General features: G+C 42.2%; 16 protein-coding genes and 2 pseudogenes. 1 reads left to right on the top strand and 17 read right to left on the bottom strand.

Annotation, left to right across the window (positions count from 1 at the left end; genetic code table 11):
- Positions 1 to 16: 16 nt before the first annotated feature.
- From H1D32_RS22835 to H1D32_RS22815, 5 genes and pseudogenes are all read right to left on the bottom strand, one after another.
- Positions 17 to 960: pseudogene (locus H1D32_RS22835) on the bottom strand (gluconeogenesis factor YvcK family protein).
- Positions 961 to 1,842, bottom strand: a complete 882-nt coding sequence (gene rapZ / locus H1D32_RS22830) for an RNase adapter RapZ (protein WP_261180495.1) — start codon at positions 1,840 to 1,842, stop codon at positions 961 to 963. It abuts the pseudogene before it with no gap.
- A gap of 125 nt (positions 1,843 to 1,967) precedes the next feature.
- A pseudogene (locus tag H1D32_RS22825) lies at positions 1,968 to 2,434 on the bottom strand (NUDIX domain-containing protein).
- Positions 2,435 to 3,108: 674 nt separating this feature from the next.
- On the bottom strand, positions 3,109 to 4,053 hold the full coding sequence (gene trxB, locus H1D32_RS22820) for a thioredoxin-disulfide reductase (protein WP_261180494.1): 945 nt from the start codon (positions 4,051 to 4,053) through the stop codon (positions 3,109 to 3,111).
- Positions 4,054 to 4,266: 213 nt separating this feature from the next.
- A complete protein-coding gene (locus H1D32_RS22815) occupies positions 4,267 to 5,292 on the bottom strand; it encodes a tetratricopeptide repeat protein (RefSeq protein ID WP_261180493.1) in 1,026 nt (341 codons plus the stop codon).
- 286 nt (positions 5,293 to 5,578) lie between these two features.
- On the opposite strand from H1D32_RS22815, the gene H1D32_RS22810 reads away from it, so the two are divergent.
- Positions 5,579 to 5,839 (top strand): hypothetical protein, encoded by a 261-nt coding sequence (locus tag H1D32_RS22810; RefSeq protein ID WP_261180492.1) that lies wholly within the window; start codon positions 5,579 to 5,581, stop codon positions 5,837 to 5,839.
- 257 nt (positions 5,840 to 6,096) lie between these two features.
- Here H1D32_RS22810 and hisIE read toward each other — a convergent pair whose 3' ends face one another.
- The 12 genes from hisIE to H1D32_RS22750 all read right to left on the bottom strand — a co-directional run bounded on the left by hisIE (position 6,097) and on the right by H1D32_RS22750 (position 16,535).
- Positions 6,097 to 6,714: a bifunctional phosphoribosyl-AMP cyclohydrolase/phosphoribosyl-ATP diphosphatase HisIE gene (gene hisIE / locus H1D32_RS22805; RefSeq protein WP_261180491.1), complete on the bottom strand. Its 618-nt coding sequence runs from the start codon at positions 6,712 to 6,714 to the stop codon at positions 6,097 to 6,099.
- On the bottom strand, positions 6,714 to 7,472 hold the full coding sequence (gene hisF, locus H1D32_RS22800; RefSeq protein ID WP_261180490.1) for an imidazole glycerol phosphate synthase subunit HisF: 759 nt from the start codon (positions 7,470 to 7,472) through the stop codon (positions 6,714 to 6,716). The genes hisIE and hisF overlap by 1 nt, the downstream gene beginning before the upstream one ends.
- The gene (gene hisA / locus H1D32_RS22795) at positions 7,462 to 8,205 is read right to left on the bottom strand and encodes a 1-(5-phosphoribosyl)-5-[(5-phosphoribosylamino)methylideneamino]imidazole-4-carboxamide isomerase (protein ID WP_261180489.1); all 744 of its coding nucleotides are present in this window, start codon (positions 8,203 to 8,205) and stop codon (positions 7,462 to 7,464) included. Before hisA ends, hisF begins: the two co-directional genes overlap by 11 nt.
- On the bottom strand, positions 8,198 to 8,845 hold the full coding sequence (gene hisH, locus H1D32_RS22790; protein WP_261180488.1) for an imidazole glycerol phosphate synthase subunit HisH: 648 nt from the start codon (positions 8,843 to 8,845) through the stop codon (positions 8,198 to 8,200). The genes hisA and hisH overlap by 8 nt, the downstream gene beginning before the upstream one ends.
- Positions 8,846 to 9,433, bottom strand: coding sequence for an imidazoleglycerol-phosphate dehydratase HisB (gene hisB / locus H1D32_RS22785; protein WP_261180486.1), 588 nt, complete (start codon positions 9,431 to 9,433; stop codon positions 8,846 to 8,848).
- Positions 9,434 to 9,548: 115 nt separating this feature from the next.
- Positions 9,549 to 10,838, bottom strand: a complete 1,290-nt coding sequence (gene hisD, locus H1D32_RS22780) for a histidinol dehydrogenase (protein WP_261180485.1) — start codon at positions 10,836 to 10,838, stop codon at positions 9,549 to 9,551.
- On the bottom strand, positions 10,835 to 11,467 hold the full coding sequence (gene hisG / locus H1D32_RS22775) for an ATP phosphoribosyltransferase (protein ID WP_261180484.1): 633 nt from the start codon (positions 11,465 to 11,467) through the stop codon (positions 10,835 to 10,837). The genes hisD and hisG overlap by 4 nt, the downstream gene beginning before the upstream one ends.
- Positions 11,468 to 12,649 (bottom strand): ATP phosphoribosyltransferase regulatory subunit, encoded by a 1,182-nt coding sequence (locus H1D32_RS22770; RefSeq protein WP_261180483.1) that lies wholly within the window; start codon positions 12,647 to 12,649, stop codon positions 11,468 to 11,470.
- Between the two features lie 206 nt (positions 12,650 to 12,855).
- The gene (locus H1D32_RS22765; protein WP_261180482.1) at positions 12,856 to 13,917 is read right to left on the bottom strand and encodes a tartrate dehydrogenase; all 1,062 of its coding nucleotides are present in this window, start codon (positions 13,915 to 13,917) and stop codon (positions 12,856 to 12,858) included.
- 413 nt (positions 13,918 to 14,330) lie between these two features.
- Positions 14,331 to 14,828: an acyltransferase gene (locus H1D32_RS22760; RefSeq protein WP_261180481.1), complete on the bottom strand. Its 498-nt coding sequence runs from the start codon at positions 14,826 to 14,828 to the stop codon at positions 14,331 to 14,333.
- The gene (gene ppaX / locus H1D32_RS22755) at positions 14,821 to 15,471 is read right to left on the bottom strand and encodes a pyrophosphatase PpaX (RefSeq protein ID WP_261180480.1); all 651 of its coding nucleotides are present in this window, start codon (positions 15,469 to 15,471) and stop codon (positions 14,821 to 14,823) included. Before ppaX ends, H1D32_RS22760 begins: the two co-directional genes overlap by 8 nt.
- Before the next feature lie 116 nt (positions 15,472 to 15,587).
- Positions 15,588 to 16,535 (bottom strand): nucleoside recognition domain-containing protein, encoded by a 948-nt coding sequence (locus H1D32_RS22750; RefSeq protein WP_261180479.1) that lies wholly within the window; start codon positions 16,533 to 16,535, stop codon positions 15,588 to 15,590.
- Positions 16,536 to 16,537 lie beyond the last annotated feature (2 nt).

The raw sequence follows: 16,537 nt of genomic DNA, 5'->3' as shown, positions 1-16,537 counted from the left end.
AACTATAAACTCTACACTATAATAATGATAATAATACTCGTGAAAGTTTAATTGCGTCGTGACGCAGGTAGTTTTCACGATAAATTAATAATTGATCGGCGACAATTTGGTACGGGAGTTTTTGAAGCTCTATTTTATCAAAAAGAACGTCCTTTGCTCCTTCTTTTCATATTGTTCAAGATATTGCTTATCTATTGCTTGATCATTCACAATAATTGTATCTATAATACCTGCACCTACATGGTCAATTAATGCCTGCACATGATTACTCGCTGTATAGTTATCTGTTTCTCCGGGCTGCGTCATGACGTTACATATATAGACTTTTCGAGCCTGGGCCTTTTTTACTTCATTGGCGATCCCCGGAACGAGTAAGTTTGGAAGAACACTAGTATACAGACTTCCCGGCCCAATAACAATCAGATCCGCGTTTCGAATCGCAAGGAGCGTCTCGTTTAAAGGTTTCGCATCCTCAGGGGTAAGAAAGACACGTTTTATTTTTTTTCCTATTTTAGGAATCGTTGATTCACCAACAACGATACTCCCATCACACATTTCCGCCTTCAAAACAATGCTTTGATTGGCAGCTGGGAGTACTTTGCCACGGACATTTAAAACCTTGCTAAGTTCATGTACTCCTTTGGCAAAATCTCCAGTAATCGAAGTCATTCCTGCTAATAATAGATTACCTAGCGAATGGCCAGATAATCCATGACCGTTTTCAAAGCGGTGTTGAAATAACTCTTCAATTAAAGGTTCTACTTCTGAAAGGGCAACAAGAACATTGCGAACATCACCAGGTGGTGGGATGTCAAGCTCATTGCGAAGGCGCCCTGAGCTACCACCATCATCGGCAACTGTAACAATTGCAGTAATATCTACAGGAAATGTTTTCAATCCCCGTAAAATGGCTGACAAACCCGTCCCACCACCGATAACAACGATATTAGCCTTCTTCACTTAATTTGCCTTCCCTTTATGAACGTCTCGGTGTGTAATAAACGTTTTGTATTCTTGTGAATATTTTTTACCAAAATATTCAGCTAGTGTCACAGAACGATGCTTACCACCCGTACAACCAATTCCGATAACCACTTGGCTTTTTCCTTCTCGTTTGTAATGAGGCAAGATATACGACAATAGGTCATCTAATTTTTCAATAAATTGCTGTGTTTCTGCCCATTTCAAAACATATGAGGATACTTCCTCTTCTAGCCCTGTTTTCGGCCTCATATGATCAATATAATGTGGGTTAGGTAAAAAGCGAACATCAAAGACAAGATCAGCATCGATTGGAATCCCGTATTTAAATCCAAACGACATAACATTCACTGAGAAAGAGTGTTGTTCTGCTGCTGAAAAGCGTTCGATTAGCTTTTCGCGTAACTGTAGCGGTTTTAGATCTGTCGTGTCAATAATTTGCTGAGCCTGACCTTTTAATTCCTCAAGCATTTCCCGCTCAAGCTGAATTCCTTCTAACGGAAGACCTTTTGGAGCTAACGGATGTGAACGACGCGTTTCTTTATAACGTTGGACAAGCTTACTATCCTTCGCATCTAAAAAGATAATTTGTGGTTTAACATCGGCTACCGTTCCTAAATAATCGATCGATTGAAAAAGCTGGTCAAAAAACTCGCGACCACGTAAATCAATGACTAGTGCAACTTTATTCATTTTATCTCCAGAGCTTTCGATCAGCTCTATAAACTTCGGAATAAGCGCTGGCGGAAGATTATCAACACAGAAGAAGCCCAAATCTTCAAAGCTTTGTACAGCAACTGTCTTCCCCGCACCTGACATTCCAGTAATAATTACAACTTGTATATCTTTGTTTACTGCCATAATTGCTTCTTCCTTTCTTTATTAGTGTAGAGTTTAGAGTGTAAAGTGTAGAGTCTGTGAAAGCTACGCAATGATGCAAGGTAAAAACATCTCCGAGTTACCCGCACAACTCTAAACTTTACACTCTACACTTTTTTCACCGGATCTAATTGGTAAGACAATAATTCAAAATCTGGGGTGTAGTAAAAGGTACCGTAAATGGTGTCCAATGAGTTGAGGATGAGGTTAAAATATAGACATCACCAGGTGCCATTGGTAGGTTTTTCACGTCATTCACATGCTGCCATTGAAGCTTACCTTCTGGAGATACCTCTAGCATCTCGCCTGTCACTTTCGTAGCTAAAAAGGTAAACATCATCCATTCGTCAACAACCTTCTCTTCTTCTTTTATTACTATAGTAAAAACACCTTTTATTTCAGGGTTATCAATTTCCAGTCCTGTTTCTTCCCAAAATTCTCTTGTTACTGCTTCTTTTATGGATTCTCCACTTTCCATTTTTCCACCTGGAGCAACCCACCAACCTCTAGAAGGTTTTTGCAACAATAATACTTGCTGATCTTGCATTACTATACAATTTGTAACTCTTTGCAAAGTTCCCACCTCTGTACTAGTCTTTTTAGAAAAGGCATTTTTCGGTATATTGTCGCTAAAAAGTTAAAGTATAGGCCTAAACCATTAAGGATCTGAGCCAACAAGTGCCCCAGTGAAAACCTTATCAACTTAGTCAATGACAAACAATATTTTACGAAAAGAGCCTTAGAAAATAAAAGAAACACAATCCCCAAAGACGAGTACGGGGATGATGTAAAGCTTTACGAAAGAAATTCTTCCATACATTATACTATATTTTTCACATAGTAACATTCACTAAAAATTGTAACAGTTTTAGTATGTGAAGTCATTAATTTACTATTATTATACAATATTTTTTTACTAATATTTTGTAAATTAAGTATTATTTGAACATTTTAACTATTATAACCAAAAAAAGAGCACGAATAGCGTTCATCCGTGCAACAAGAAAGTATATAAAAAAGGGGGTCAATTACTTATTCTTATCATAACCTTATTATATTTCAAAACTGTTACAGGAGAATTAAAAGCGAGTAACGTTTTCGTGAACTACTCACACCGTTCAGAAACTATATTAAATAGGTTTTACCTGATTAACGCCTATGTTCTTAGTATCGAATAAGGATTTTGCTGACTCGTATTGCCCCTCATAAGAAAAAGCCCAACTCATACTGAATTGGACTTCTCATCAATTATTTTTTTAGTTCTTCCATTAGTTCTTCGATGTAGTGTTGAGCTGCTTGGGCGGCGATACTACCGTCGCCTGTTGCTGTAACGATTTGTCGTAATGTTTTTTCACGAATGTCACCAGCGGCGAAAATTCCAGGAACTTTCGTCTCCATTTGGTCATTTGTTTCAACGTATCCATCAGCATTCGTGATGCCAAGGTTTTTAAATGGCTCATTTAATGGCTCCATACCGATATAGATAAAAACGCCGTCTGTTTTAAATTCGCTTTCTGTCCCGTCTAGAACATTCTTAATCGTGACACTGCCGACTTTTTTGTTGTCTTCATTTATTGAAGTAACGACATGGTTCCATAAAAAATCAATTTTTTCATTCGCAAAGGCGCGATCTTGTAGAATTTTTTGCGCGCGAAGTTCCTCACGACGGTGAATTACGGTAACTTTTGATGCAAATCGTGTCAGGTAATTGGCTTCCTCAACTGCAGAGTCTCCTCCACCTACGACAACTAACTCTTTGCCTTTAAAGAATGCCCCGTCACAAACGGCACAATAAGATACCCCGCGACCTCCTAGAGCACTCTCTCCAGGAACGCCAAGCTTCTTATACTTGGCACCAGTCGTGATAATTACTGCTCTTCCTTTAAATTCTTTGCTTCCTGTTACAACGGTTTTGTATTCTTTGCCGTCGATAATTTCTTTGATATCACCATATGCATATTCTGCGCCGAATTTTTTTGCGTGATCAAACATTTTTGTTGATAGATCAGGACCTAAGATACTTTCGTAGCCTGGATAGTTTTCAACATCCTCAGTATTGGCCATTTGCCCGCCAGGTACGCCACGCTCAACCATTACTGTAGAAAGGTTACCTCTAGATGTATACACAGCAGCTGTCATACCTGCTGGTCCTGCGCCTGCAATAATAACGTCATAAATTTTTTCTTCACTCATTCTATTCAACTCCCTATCGACTTTTCTTTATTATATCACATATACCCCATAAGGTATATAACTTCACAACTTTATTGTAAATTATACTACGGAATAAGTCCAATCTCCTGCTCAGACGTCTTGGTTTTATAAAAAAAGTACAAAGTATACCCAACAGGGTGTTACTTTGCACAGGCAAGTTAACAATAATAATTTTTACTTAACTCGTTGCAATTATGCTCGGTAGTTATAGGTTGGCTTTAAGTGATTTCCTTCTTGAAGGAATTGTAAATTTGCTAACGCGTCATTATTTCCTAGGTTGGCAAGCTTTTCCCAAATCGCAACTGCTTTTTCGATTTTACCTGTGTAAAAATAAGCAACAGCTACATGGTAATGAAACTTTGGAAAGTCTCCAAAACCTCTTCGTTGTAATCTCTCAAAGCCGTCTAGGGCACGATTGTGTTCTCCAATTTTACCGAAAGATATCGCTAAGCTATAACAATGTTCATCATCAATACTCCACACATTTTTTAATGAATCGGCGATAAGGGTTGCCTTTGCCTTTTCATCTGTTTCATATAGGTAGGTCATTAAATAGCCACGAGCGACCACATTGTCTTCTTTTTGCAACACTGAATTAAGTATGTCAATTGCCTTATTCGAGTTTCCTTTTAAATAATAGGCTTCAGCAAGGCGAATATGTGCCATCCAATATTCAGGGTTTTCCTTAAGAAGATCATTGAAATACAAAATCGCTTTATCATAGTTTTGTTTTTTAAGCTCATGAGCTGCTAACTCATAACGAATTAACATTGTTTCTGCTTCAGCAAATAAATCATCTTCCTCCTGCAATAGCTCGAGGAGATCTTCCGTATCCTCGAGAAATTCTCCATCAGGATCCTTATCAAGATAAAGAAGTGCTTCTTTTCTGGCATGCTCGAACAAGCCCAAGTTTGCATAGTTATTCGCTAAAAAAAAATGACATTCAGGCATTTCATCAGCTAAATGTTCATCGACTATTTTTATTAAACAATCATTTGAGCGATGAAGATCACCTAAGTCAGCAAGAATAATTGCTAATTGACAATAAAATGCAGGCTCTTTTGGATCTAAACTTACAGCACGCTCAAGGTATTGTTGTGCTTTTATTAAATTTTGCAGACGAAAAGCTTCTATTCCTTTGTTGTAGAAATAAGCTGCATCTTGCAGATTAGAATAAACTAATCCCATTTCTTTCATTGTTTCATTATTTTGACTCATTTCTACCTCCTACTCAACCAATAGTTTACTCGCGTAAGTATATCACTTTTTTAGGCTTTTGTTAATGTTATTGTGCGTTCTGGGTAGTTTTTGTGAGTAGATTGTTTTCTAAAGGCGTTATTCGATCATTTCCCGTATTTATTCGAATATTTCCCAAGATTATTCGGTCATTTTCATTTTCGATTATATATTTTATTTCCTACATCTCCCAAAAATGTAACATATTAGAAATTTAATCGTCAAATTAAAAGGAAGCAGCAAAACAAACATTAAAGGAGATAAAATCATGAAAAAAAATAAATTAATGTATTCAATTATATCTAGTGTTTTAGCTTTAAATCTGATGACTGGTTGTATCGGCGAGACATTAACACCACCAATTGAGGAAGGGAAAGTAACGCATGAATATGATTTCAACATCGGTACGATGGATGGGACGGTGGCTTTTCTGACATTCCTGCTGCTTATCATGAATATGACTATAACCCTACTTTTGCGCATTCGAAGATTGTCATTGATGGCGTGGAGGTGCCTGGACTTAAATTAAGTGGGATGAACCGCAGTGATGATATGTTTATGTATTTACAGTTTTGAGTTTTGAGGGTTGAGTTTTGAGTGGTTGTGGGGAATGGGAGAGAAAGATTTTGAATTGGCCTTAATATCTCTGTCATTATTAGCTATTTTAAAAGCAACAATCTTCAGCTTTGCTAAAAGATTGTTGCTTTTAACTTTTAGGCCTAAAAGCAATAAGTCATCGAAGCTCCACCTTCTTCAACTCATAACTCATAACTCATAACTCAAAATTCACTTCCCATGTCTTTCTTCCAATGTCTTTAATACTTCGTCGAGTGGAAGTTTTTGTTCGCGGAGGACAACGAGAAGGTGGAATAGCAGGTCGGCGACTTCCCATTTTAGTTCTTCGGGATCGCGGTTTTTAGCTGCGATAATGACTTCGCCGGCTTCCTCACCGACTTTCTTCAGCATCTTATCAATTCCTTTTTCAAATAGGTAAGTTGTATAAGAGCCTTCGGGTTTTTCGGCCTCACGCTGGGCAATGGTTGATTCGAGAATATTCAAAATCCGAAAGCGATCGTCACTAGTTGGCGCTTCAGATGACAACAAGGAATCACTGAAGCAACTATATTTTCCCTTATGGCAGGCAGGGCCAGCAGGAATGACTAGGACAACAAGAGCGTCTTGATCACAATCGTAACGAATGTCGATGACCTTTTGCGTGTTTCCTGAAGTTGCGCCTTTATGCCATAGTTCTTGACGGGACCGGCTATAAAACCAGGTCTCGCGCGTTTCCAGCGTTTTTTGCAGGGATTCTTCATTCATATAGGCAACGGTTAGCACTTCTTTACTTGTGGCGTCCTGCACAACAGCCGGGATTAGTCCCTTTTCATCGAATGTAACGTTCATTAGCGAACTTCAACCCCTCTCTGTTTTAAAAAGCTTTTCACTTCGGCGACAGATGTTTCTTTATAGTGAAAAATTGATGCTGCCAAGGCTGCGTCTGCTTTGGCTTCTTTAAACACCGGATCGAAGTCTTCTTTCGCGCCAGCTCCACCTGAGGCAATGACTGGAACTGATACCGCTTCGCCAACAGCCTTCGTTAGTGGTAGGTCAAAGCCTTTCTTTTCCCCGTCTTGGTCCATACTTGTGAGGAGGATTTCTCCAGCGCCGCGACGGACGGCTTCCTCGGCCCAAGCAACGACTTCCCATTCGGTGGGCTTGCGGCCGCCATGTGTGTAAACGCGCCAAGAGTCAAGAGCTTCATCATATTTTGCGTCAATTGCGACAACGATACATTGGCTGCCGAAGAAAACTGCTCCTTCGGTAATCAATTCTGGGCGATTGACCGCTGCAGTATTTAGTGAGACTTTATCTGCTCCTGCTCGTAAAATTCGTTTCATATCCGCTAGTGTGTTGATGCCACCGCCAACGGTGAAGGGGATGGCTAATTGCCCGGCTACTTGTTCAACGACATCAACCATTGTTTTGCGCCCTTCATGAGAGGCTGATATATCTAAAAAAACGAGTTCATCGGCGCCTTGCTCGTCGTAAAAGGCGGCAAGTTCGACAGGGTCACCAGCATCGCGTAAATTGACAAACTGAACGCCTTTGACTACGCGGCCCTCTTTGACATCGAGGCAGGGAATAATTCGTTTAGCTAACACTAGCAGCACCTCGTTCCAACGCTTCTGCAAGTGTAAATTGGTTTGTATATAAGGCTTTTCCAGTAATCGCACCGGCAATCCCGTCTTTTTCGAATTGCTTTAGCTCGGTGATATCATCAAGCGAGCTCACTCCACCTGAAGCGATCACCTCTTTGCCAGTGGCACGGGCAAGCTTGGCAATTGCTTCTGTATTTGGTCCTGAAAGCATGCCATCACGGGATATGTCGGTAAAAATAAAAACCTCAGCACCGAAACTAGCAAGTTCAATTCCTAACGCTTCAGCGGTCACTTTCGAAGTTTCAAGCCAGCCTTCCGTTGCCACAAAGCCGTCTCTAGCATCGATGCCAATGGCAATTTTTTCACCGTATTGCTTTAGCATCGCTTTGACAAATTCCGGATCTTTAATGGCCGAGCTTCCGAGTATTACCCGGTCAACGCCATTGTCTAAGTAAGCAGCCACATCTTCCGGAGTTCGGATGCCACCGCCAACCTGTACTTTTACGTCTAACTCGCGCGCAATCGCGATGACATGCTCATGGTTGACGCGTCGGCCTGCTTTGGCTCCGTCTAGATCAACCGTGTGGATCCACTCTGCACCCGCTTCTGCAAAACGTCTCGCCATGTCTAACGGAGAATTGCCGTACACCGTTTCTTGGTCATAGTCTCCTTGAATGAGGCGAACACAATTCCCGTCGCGAATATCAATCGCCGGATAAATGATAAATTTACTCATGAATTTTCGCCTCTCTCTTTTTCGTTACTAGGTTTGCAAAGTTTTCGAGTAGCTTCATGCCGACCGTACTGCTTTTTTCAGGGTGAAATTGGGCTCCTAAGACATTGTTTTTGCCCACAACTGCAGGAACAACGCCATTGTAGCTGCTACTAGCTAGTAATTGTGTTGGGTCCATACCTTGAACGACATAGGAGTGAACGAAATAGACGTGCCCTTCCTCGACATCGTCTAAGAGCGGATGTTTTTGCTGAAATTCAAGACGGTTCCAGCCCATGTGCGGCACTTTATAGCGCTCTCCTGATTGGGTTACACCCTTAAAGCGACGCACTTTGCCTTGAAGAAGCGCTAGGCCCTTGGTTTCACCATTCTCTTCGCTTTCTTCGAAAAGGAGCTGCATCCCGAGGCAAATTCCTAGTAAAGGCTTTCCAGATCTCGCCCATTCCAGTAAAAATTGATCTAATTTTTCAGAACGGAGAATGGCCATGGCATCTTTGAAAGAACCAACCCCAGGTAAAATGAGACCATCCGCTTTTTGGAGCTCGTCTTGATCTTCAGAAATAAAATAGTCATAGTTTAAACGCTCTAACGCTTTACTGACACTATGGAGATTGCCCATTCCATAATCAACAATTCCAATCATCTATAACATCCCTTTCGTTGATGGCACTCCTTTAATGCGCGGATCGACCGTTGTTGCCTCATCCAGCGCTCTCGCTAACGCTTTAAATATCGCTTCGATGATGTGGTGCGTATTCGTTCCGTAATGAACGATCACGTGAAGGTTGATTCTTGCTTCAAGCGCAAACTTCCATAGAAATTCATGGACAAGCTCTGTATCAAACGTTCCAACTTTCGCACTTGGAAGCTCTGCCCGGTATTCTAAGTGCGGACGATTACTTAAATCGACGACAACCTGAGCAAGCGTTTCGTCCATCGGGACCATCGCACTACCATAACGCTTAATGCCTTTTTTATCACCAAGCGCATCTTTTAGCGCTATTCCTAAACAAATCCCAATATCCTCTGTTGTGTGATGATCATCGATCTCAACATCTCCATTGGCTTCAATCGTTAAATCAAAAAGACCATGCTTCGTCCAAAGGTCAAGCATATGATTAAGGAATGGCACAGGCGTTTGAATATTCGCCTTGCCCTCACCATCTATTTGTAACTCAAGCTTAATTTGCGTTTCATTCGTATTCCGTTCAATACCAGCCGTTCTACTCAATTTCCCTTCCTCCAATCAATCTATCTAAGTTTCTAAGTCTACCTTCAACATTTTTGCATACTACCATTTTCCTTCGAGGTTACAAGGAGAAAGTCCCCCTGGCGTGGACTTATGATTAAAATTGTCCACGAGCGGTGTCAGACACCAATCGAATTTCTACCGCGCGGGCGTGGGCTTCGAGGCCTTCGAGGCGGGCGAGTGCGGCGATTTTGTGGCCGTTATTTAGCATGGCCGTTTTGCTATAGGAAATGATGCTTGATTTTTTTGTGAAATCGTCTACGTTTAGTGGGCTTGAGAAGCGTGCTGTCCCGTTTGTTGGTAAGACGTGATTTGGCCCGGCAAAGTAGTCGCCAACTGGCTCTGAGCTATATGGTCCTAAGAAGATTGCTCCAGCGTGACGAATTTTCCCTAAGAGCGCCATTGGCTCGGCAGTCAGAACCTCTAGATGCTCTGGTGCTAGTTCATTGACAACGTCGATTGCTTCATCTAAATCCTTCGTCACATAAATCGCTCCGTAATCGCGGATTGATGCTGCGGCAATTTCTTTACGTGGTAGCGTCGCGAGTTGCTTTTCTACTTCGAGAGACACAGCTTCAGCTAGTTCTCTTGATGGCGTCACTAAAACAGCTGATGCTAGTGCATCGTGTTCTGCTTGTGATAATAGGTCAGCAGCTATGTACCCAGGGTTTGCACCTTCATCTGCTAGAACAACAATTTCACTTGGGCCGGCGATCATGTCAATGTCAACGTGACCAAAGACAGCGCGTTTAGCGAGGGCTACGTAGATGTTGCCTGGTCCAACAATTTTGTCGACGGCAGGGACTGTTTCGGTTCCGTAGGCGAGCGCTGCGACAGCTTGCGCACCACCCATTTTATAAATATGTTCTACGCCTAATTCCTTGGCTGCGACTAAAACGCCAGCCGGAAGGCGGCCATCTTTTCCTGGTGGGGAAACCATAACAATCTTTTTGACTTCGGCCACTTGGGCTGGGATGACGTTCATTAAAATGGATGATGGGTAAGCAGCTGTTCCACCAGGAACGTAGACGCCAACTGAGTCTAGTGGCGTGATTTTCTGACCTAAAATCGTCCCATCCGCTTCAGTTGTCAACCATGACTGGCGCTTTTGACGTTCATGGAAGCGGCGGATATTCTCACTTGCCTCGCGAAGCGCAGCAAGGACATTGTCATCAATTTGTGCGTAGGCTTCTTCTAGTTCTTGGTCGGTCACTTTAAAACTTGAGAGTGTAGCCCCATCGAATTTTTCCGTTAGGGCACGAACTGACGCATCACCTTCAGATCGAACTTGCTCAATAATCGCTGTAACAGCTTGTTGCTGAGCGTCTGTTCCTTGGTCGATGCTGCGTTTTAATGAGACTTTGGACGTTACTTTCTCGATTTTCATTGTTCTTCCCCCTCGATAACGGCAGCTAGGCGCTCGACCACTTCGTCGATGATGGCGTCCTTCATGCGGTAGCTAACTGGATTGACGATCAGTCGGGATGTAATCGTGACGATTTTCTCAAGCTCGACAAGCCCGTTTGCTCTTAAGGTACTACCGGTTGAAACAATATCAACGATTCGATCGGCCAGGCCAATTAGTGGTGCAAGTTCGATTGATCCGTTCAATTTTATAATTTCGACCTGCTCGCCTTGTTCGCGGAAGTAGCTGGCGGCTAGGTTCGGGTATTTTGAAGCAACTTTTGGAGCGATGTCATTGCTTTTTTCATAGGTTGGCAGTGCTGCAACGGCCATGTAGCATTCGCTAATTTTCAGATCGAGCACTTCGTAAACGTCACGCTCTTCTTCAATCATCGTGTCTTTTCCAGCCACCCCAATATCGGCGACACCGTGCTCGACGTAGGTAGGGACATCCATTGGTTTCGCTAAAATAAAGCGCATGCCCGCTTCAGGTGCATCAATGATCAAGCGACGGCTGTCTTCAAACTCAGGCGGAAGATCGTAACCCGCTTTCCGAAGCAGTTCAACAGCTTCTTCAAAAATTCGTCCTTTTGGCATTGCTACTGTTAGCATTTAGTTGTCCCCCTTTCCGTTTTTGCCGATGCAATAAATGATATCTTCATAGCTTTTGGAAAATTGATCGACGTCTTTGACACCTGAGAGATCCTGAAGAATGACTGCCGTGCCTTCAAGGCGTTTTTCTTTGGCTAGTTCGATCGCATCTTTACGGCGTTCGTTTGAGTAAATGATACAGGTAATTGCCTCTTTTTCTGCGGTGACGCCGAGGGCTTTAACAAGTAAATCTAAACGGATGCCAAAGCCAGTGGCTGGTGCCGGACGATTGAACTTTTGAAGCAATTCATCATAGCGACCTCCTGAGGCGATTGGTGTCCCGAGGTTATCGCTGTAGGCTTCGAAAACGGCACCGGTATAATAGCTCATATGCATAACTAGGTTTAGGTCTAGTTTGACAAAATCAGTAATTTCGTAGCAATCAAGGACACCCCAAAGTTTCTCAAGTTCATCGAGCGCTTTTTTCGCTTCACCGTTTGTGACGAGCTCTTTTGCGAGAGTCAATTTTGAAAAATCGCCACGTAGATTAAGTAGTTGAAGTAGGCGACTTTTATCAATCGATGATAGGGATAGGCTTTTCACATGCTGGCGGTAGCCAACGTAATTTTTTTCATATAAATAGCGGCGGAGCGTATTGGCGCGCTCTTCATTGCCGACGATATCGACTAACAAGGCATTCACATAACCAACGTGACCGATGGCAATTTTAAAATGGTTGAGACCTGCTTTTTTCAAAGAAGCGATCATTAGCGCAATGACCTCACCATCAGCACTACTCGTTTCATCACCGATTAACTCGACACCGATTTGTTCAAATTCCGCTGGTCGTCCGCCTTCGTCGTGTTGCGAGCGGAAAACATTTGTATCATAGGCTAATCGTAGCGGCGTACTGACATCTTTTAAGCTTGATGCAGCAAGTCTGGCAATTGGTGCGGTCATATCAGGACGTAACACAAGCGTATTGCCGCGTTGGTCTAAAAGTTTAAACAACTGCTGATCTAAAATCGCCGAGGCGACCCCAACAGTTTCATAGTATTCTAACGTCGGTGTTTCAATTGGTTGGTAACCCCAAAGCTTTACTTCTGTTCTCATCGCTTGGCGGATTTGGTTCTTAGCTTCATATAATTGTGGAAGCGTATCACGCATTCCAATTGGCTTTTCAAACATAAATGGCTTTGACATTCCTCACACTCCGTTCTTCTATCTGTACACTTTACTCTGCTAATATGATAAAGGATCTTAAGTAGTAGTCTACACCGCTCAGATATACCCGTCAACCTTTTTGTGCTGTTTTAGTGGTAGTATGTGCAAATTTTTAGAAAGTTCACATCGTAGCGAAATCCCTATAAAAAATAGCCTGGAGATTTTCCAAGCTATTCCCTCAAATTCTAGCTACGTTTCTTTAGATTTTTGATTACTGCATTTGTTACTTCTTCTGTTGTTGCGGTACCACCAAGGTCACCGGTCTTAATCCCTGACTCTAGTGTATCCTCAACGGCCGCAAGAATGAGTGAGCCAATTTCGTTGTACCCGAGAAAATCTAGCATCATCTTCCCGGTCCAAATTTGGCCAATTGGGTTTGCAATGCCCCTTCCGACAATATCTGGAGCAGACCCATGAACAGGTTCAAACATCGACGGATATTGTCTCTCAATATTCAAATTAGCAGCAGGCGCAACGCCAATACTGCCCATGATGGCGCCACCTAAATCGGTAAGAATATCACCAAAGAGGTTGGAAGCTACAATGACATCAAAAACTTCTGGCTTCATCACCAAAAATGCTGCTAACGCGTCAATATGTGTACTGGTTGTTTTAATATCTGGATAGTGCTTTTGAACATCTTGAAAGACATCATCCCAGAACGGCATACTGTATGTAATTCCATTGGATTTCGTTGCGCTCGTTACATGATTTTTTTGTTGGCTTGCTAATTCGAAGGCATATTTCATCGCACGTTCGGTACTTTTGCGGGTAAAAATCGCATTTTGAATCGCAATCTCTTCTTCACCTTGATGGATCCGTCCACCGCTCTCTGAATATTCACCTTCTGAATTTTCGCGAACGACGACAAAATCGAAATCTTTCGGATTTTTAAGTGGCGAATTAAGGCCACGGAGCAGTTTTACCGGACGTAGATTAATCGCTTGTTTCATTTCACGGCGAATTTTAATTAACAGTCCCCATAGCGAGATATGGTCGGGAACAAGGTTTGGCATTCCGACTGACCCTAAAAATATTTGATCAAAATTCTTTAATGCAGCAATCCCATCATCAGACATCATCTTTCCATGCTCAAGGTAATACTGACAACCCCACGGAAAGTTTGTCCATTTAAAAGAAAGTCCCCCATCAATTTCACTAGCCGCCTCAAGAACACGGAGAGCAGCTGGCACCACTTCATTGCCAATCCCATCCCCAGGAATAACTGCAATTTCAAAAGTATTCATTTCCATTCCTCCATTACAAAGTTTGCCACTCTTATGTGAGAAATTATCTGTAGTAAAAATGATAAAGGAAACGGCGGAGGAAAGCTAGTATTTTTAGAATATTCGGTTTTATAAGGGATAAATGTAATAAACCACCACGACCGTACACTGGCTTGTGGTGGTTTTTTGAGTTTTGGGATGATTTTTTGCGAATTTACGGCGGGGTTGTTAGGGCAAATCACCTTATGAAGGTCGTGAAGTTAGCTATTCATTCAAATTGCTTACTTATTCAATCATTTCCTGAGGTTATTCTCTCATTTCCCAAATTATTCAATCAATTTCTCATTTATCCTATCAAATCGACGCGTTATTCTATCATTTGCGATGAGACGGAAAAAAAACAAGCCTCCCCGGCTTGTTTCATTTTTACCCATCTAGTTAGGGCTGTCTGCTTCTCTAATGATCTGCATTGGATTTCCGCCGACAAAGGCACCGGCTGGGACGTCTTTATGGACGAGGGAACCGGCAGCAACAATTGCTCGGTCACCGATGGTTACACCAGGCAAAATCGTGGTGTTCGCACCAACCATAACTTCATCACCAATAATGACCTCACCAAGGCGGTATTCGTTAACTAAGTATTCATGCGCTAGTATCGTGGTGTTGTAGCCAATCACTGAATTCCTACCGATACTGATTTTTTCAGGAAACATAATATCCATCATCACCATGAGAGCTACAGCCGTTTGATCGCCTACCTTCATCCGTAAAAATGTGCGGTAAAGCCAATTTTTAACGGCGACTGAAGGGGTGTAGCGAGCAATTTGGATGATAACAAAATTTTTCATGACCTTTAAAAAGGGCACCGTTTTGTAGATTTGCCAAAGGGAATTTGCGCCTTCAACTGGATAGCGTGTCGTACGTCTAGCCAAGAGAATCTTCTCCTAGGTACGTGAGCAAGTCAGACATTGTTTCAAGCATCACATCTGGCTCATACGCTTCTAAAAATTCACGGCCTTTAATTGTCCAAGCAACCGCAGCTGTTTTCGTACCTGTATTTTTTCCACCTAGAACGTCATATTGGCTATCGCCAACCATAATCGCTCGCTCAGGTGATGAATCTAATTGTTCAAGTGCATTTAACAGCGGCTCTGGGTCAGGCTTAACTTTTTCAACGTTATCAATCCCAACAAGGACTGGGAAGTATGGCTCAAGACCCATTAGCTTCAAGCCCATTCGTGCCGTATCTGAACGCTTTGTTGTAACGACCGCTAGCTTATAACCCTTTTCATGGAGAGCCTTTACAGTTTCCTTTACAGTCCCGTACTCTAAGACCAACTCATCATGCTTTTCATGATTAAACGTACGGTACATATCAATCATCTCATCCACTTTGTCAGGGTTTAAGCGACTAAAGCTATCATGTAAGGATGGCCCAATAAATTCGATGACTTTTTCACGCGTATATTCATTCGGAAAATAATGATCTAACGTATGCAAAAACGAAGCAATAATTAGCTCGTTCGTATTAATTAATGTACCATCTAAATCAAATAACACCGTATCTATTTTCATGTTAGAACTCCTTTTAATAGTTTTAAGTGTTGAGTGTTGAGTGTTGAGTTTGCGTGGGTAATGGCTGCGAGGCTTGCCCCATTTGACTCTTAACTCATAACTCAAAACTCATACCTCTATATCACTTCTTTTTCTTCTGTAACTTGGCCATTCTTCTCAAGCCGGTTCCACACAAAGGCAACGAGCATCGTCAGGACGATGGCGGTGACCAGGCGGATGAGAAATAGCGGCCAAATCGGGATGCCTAAGGGAATAAAGAGTAAGGTATCTTCGACGACGGCATGGCAGGCGACGAGAAAAATAAAGGCTAAATATAAATCTTTCTTTTTGACGCCGTCTTCTTTCACTGCTTGCATCATCACGCCGGCGCCGTATGCTAGGCCAAAAACAAGCCCTGCGGCTAATGTGGTCGAAGTGTTTTCTTTCATTCCGAGCATCCTCGTAAATGGTGACATGGCCTTTGAAAACCAGGTGAGCCAGTTTAAATCTTTCATGATTTGCACGGCAACCATAATCGGAATGACAATTAGTGCTAATTGGAAAACACCTAATGTTGCACTCTCCAAACCTTGGTAGATGATTGCTCCCCAGCCAGTGACTTCGCCCTGAGTACCTGTTGAAACGAAACCGTATTGGGCTTGTTCACTACCGCCATCCCAGAAAAAATTGATCGCTAAGCCTGAAAAAAGCGCGAGTCCGATACGAACACCAAGGACGACTGACATGCGAATGCCGACTTTTGTGGCTACGGCCGATTCAACTAGTAAGTTATGAGAAAATGAAAGCATGACTGCTAATATAAAAACCTCTTTTACTGATAAATCTAGTGTGAGTATTGCCCCTATCGCTGCATACAAATTTAATACATTTCCAAGTACTAACGGAATGGCCGCTTCACCAGACAATCCGAGAATACTCATCACTGGTGAGAGAATTTGAGCTAGCCACTTTAATAGTGGCGTATGACCAATAATCGTCACCAAAAGGGTAATTGGAAAAATGATTTTTCCTAATGTCCAAGTTGTCTTTAAACCTACTAGTAAGCCCCTTTTTAAACTACCCAAAA

This window comes from Anaerobacillus sp. CMMVII, from assembly GCF_025377685.1.
GTDB lineage: Bacteria > Bacillota > Bacilli > Bacillales > Anaerobacillaceae > Anaerobacillus.
The sequence above is the reverse complement of the archived record's forward strand: the minus strand, read 5'-3'. Positions and strand labels throughout refer to the sequence as shown.

Bases quoted from the DNA above. Each gene is read 5' to 3' on its own strand.
- trxB (WP_261180494.1), bottom strand. From the start codon at position 4,053: ATGAGTGAAGAAAAAATTTATGACGTTATTATTGCAGGCGCAGGACCA.
- ppaX (WP_261180480.1), bottom strand. From the start codon at position 15,471: ATGAAAATAGATACGGTGTTATTTGATTTAGATGGTACATTAATTAAT.
- hisA (WP_261180489.1), bottom strand. From the start codon at position 8,205: ATGAGTAAATTTATCATTTATCCGGCGATTGATATTCGCGACGGGAAT.
- H1D32_RS22810 (WP_261180492.1), top strand. From the start codon at position 5,579: ATGAAAAAAAATAAATTAATGTATTCAATTATATCTAGTGTTTTAGCT.
- H1D32_RS22770 (WP_261180483.1), bottom strand. From the start codon at position 12,649: ATGTCAAAGCCATTTATGTTTGAAAAGCCAATTGGAATGCGTGATACG.
- hisH (WP_261180488.1), bottom strand. From the start codon at position 8,845: ATGATTGGAATTGTTGATTATGGAATGGGCAATCTCCATAGTGTCAGT.
- H1D32_RS22765 (WP_261180482.1), bottom strand. From the start codon at position 13,917: ATGAATACTTTTGAAATTGCAGTTATTCCTGGGGATGGGATTGGCAAT.
- hisG (WP_261180484.1), bottom strand. From the start codon at position 11,467: ATGCTAACAGTAGCAATGCCAAAAGGACGAATTTTTGAAGAAGCTGTT.
- hisD (WP_261180485.1), bottom strand. From the start codon at position 10,838: ATGAAAATCGAGAAAGTAACGTCCAAAGTCTCATTAAAACGCAGCATC.
- rapZ (WP_261180495.1), bottom strand. From the start codon at position 1,842: ATGGCAGTAAACAAAGATATACAAGTTGTAATTATTACTGGAATGTCA.
- hisIE (WP_261180491.1), bottom strand. From the start codon at position 6,714: ATGAACGTTACATTCGATGAAAAGGGACTAATCCCGGCTGTTGTGCAG.
- H1D32_RS22815 (WP_261180493.1), bottom strand. From the start codon at position 5,292: ATGAGTCAAAATAATGAAACAATGAAAGAAATGGGATTAGTTTATTCT.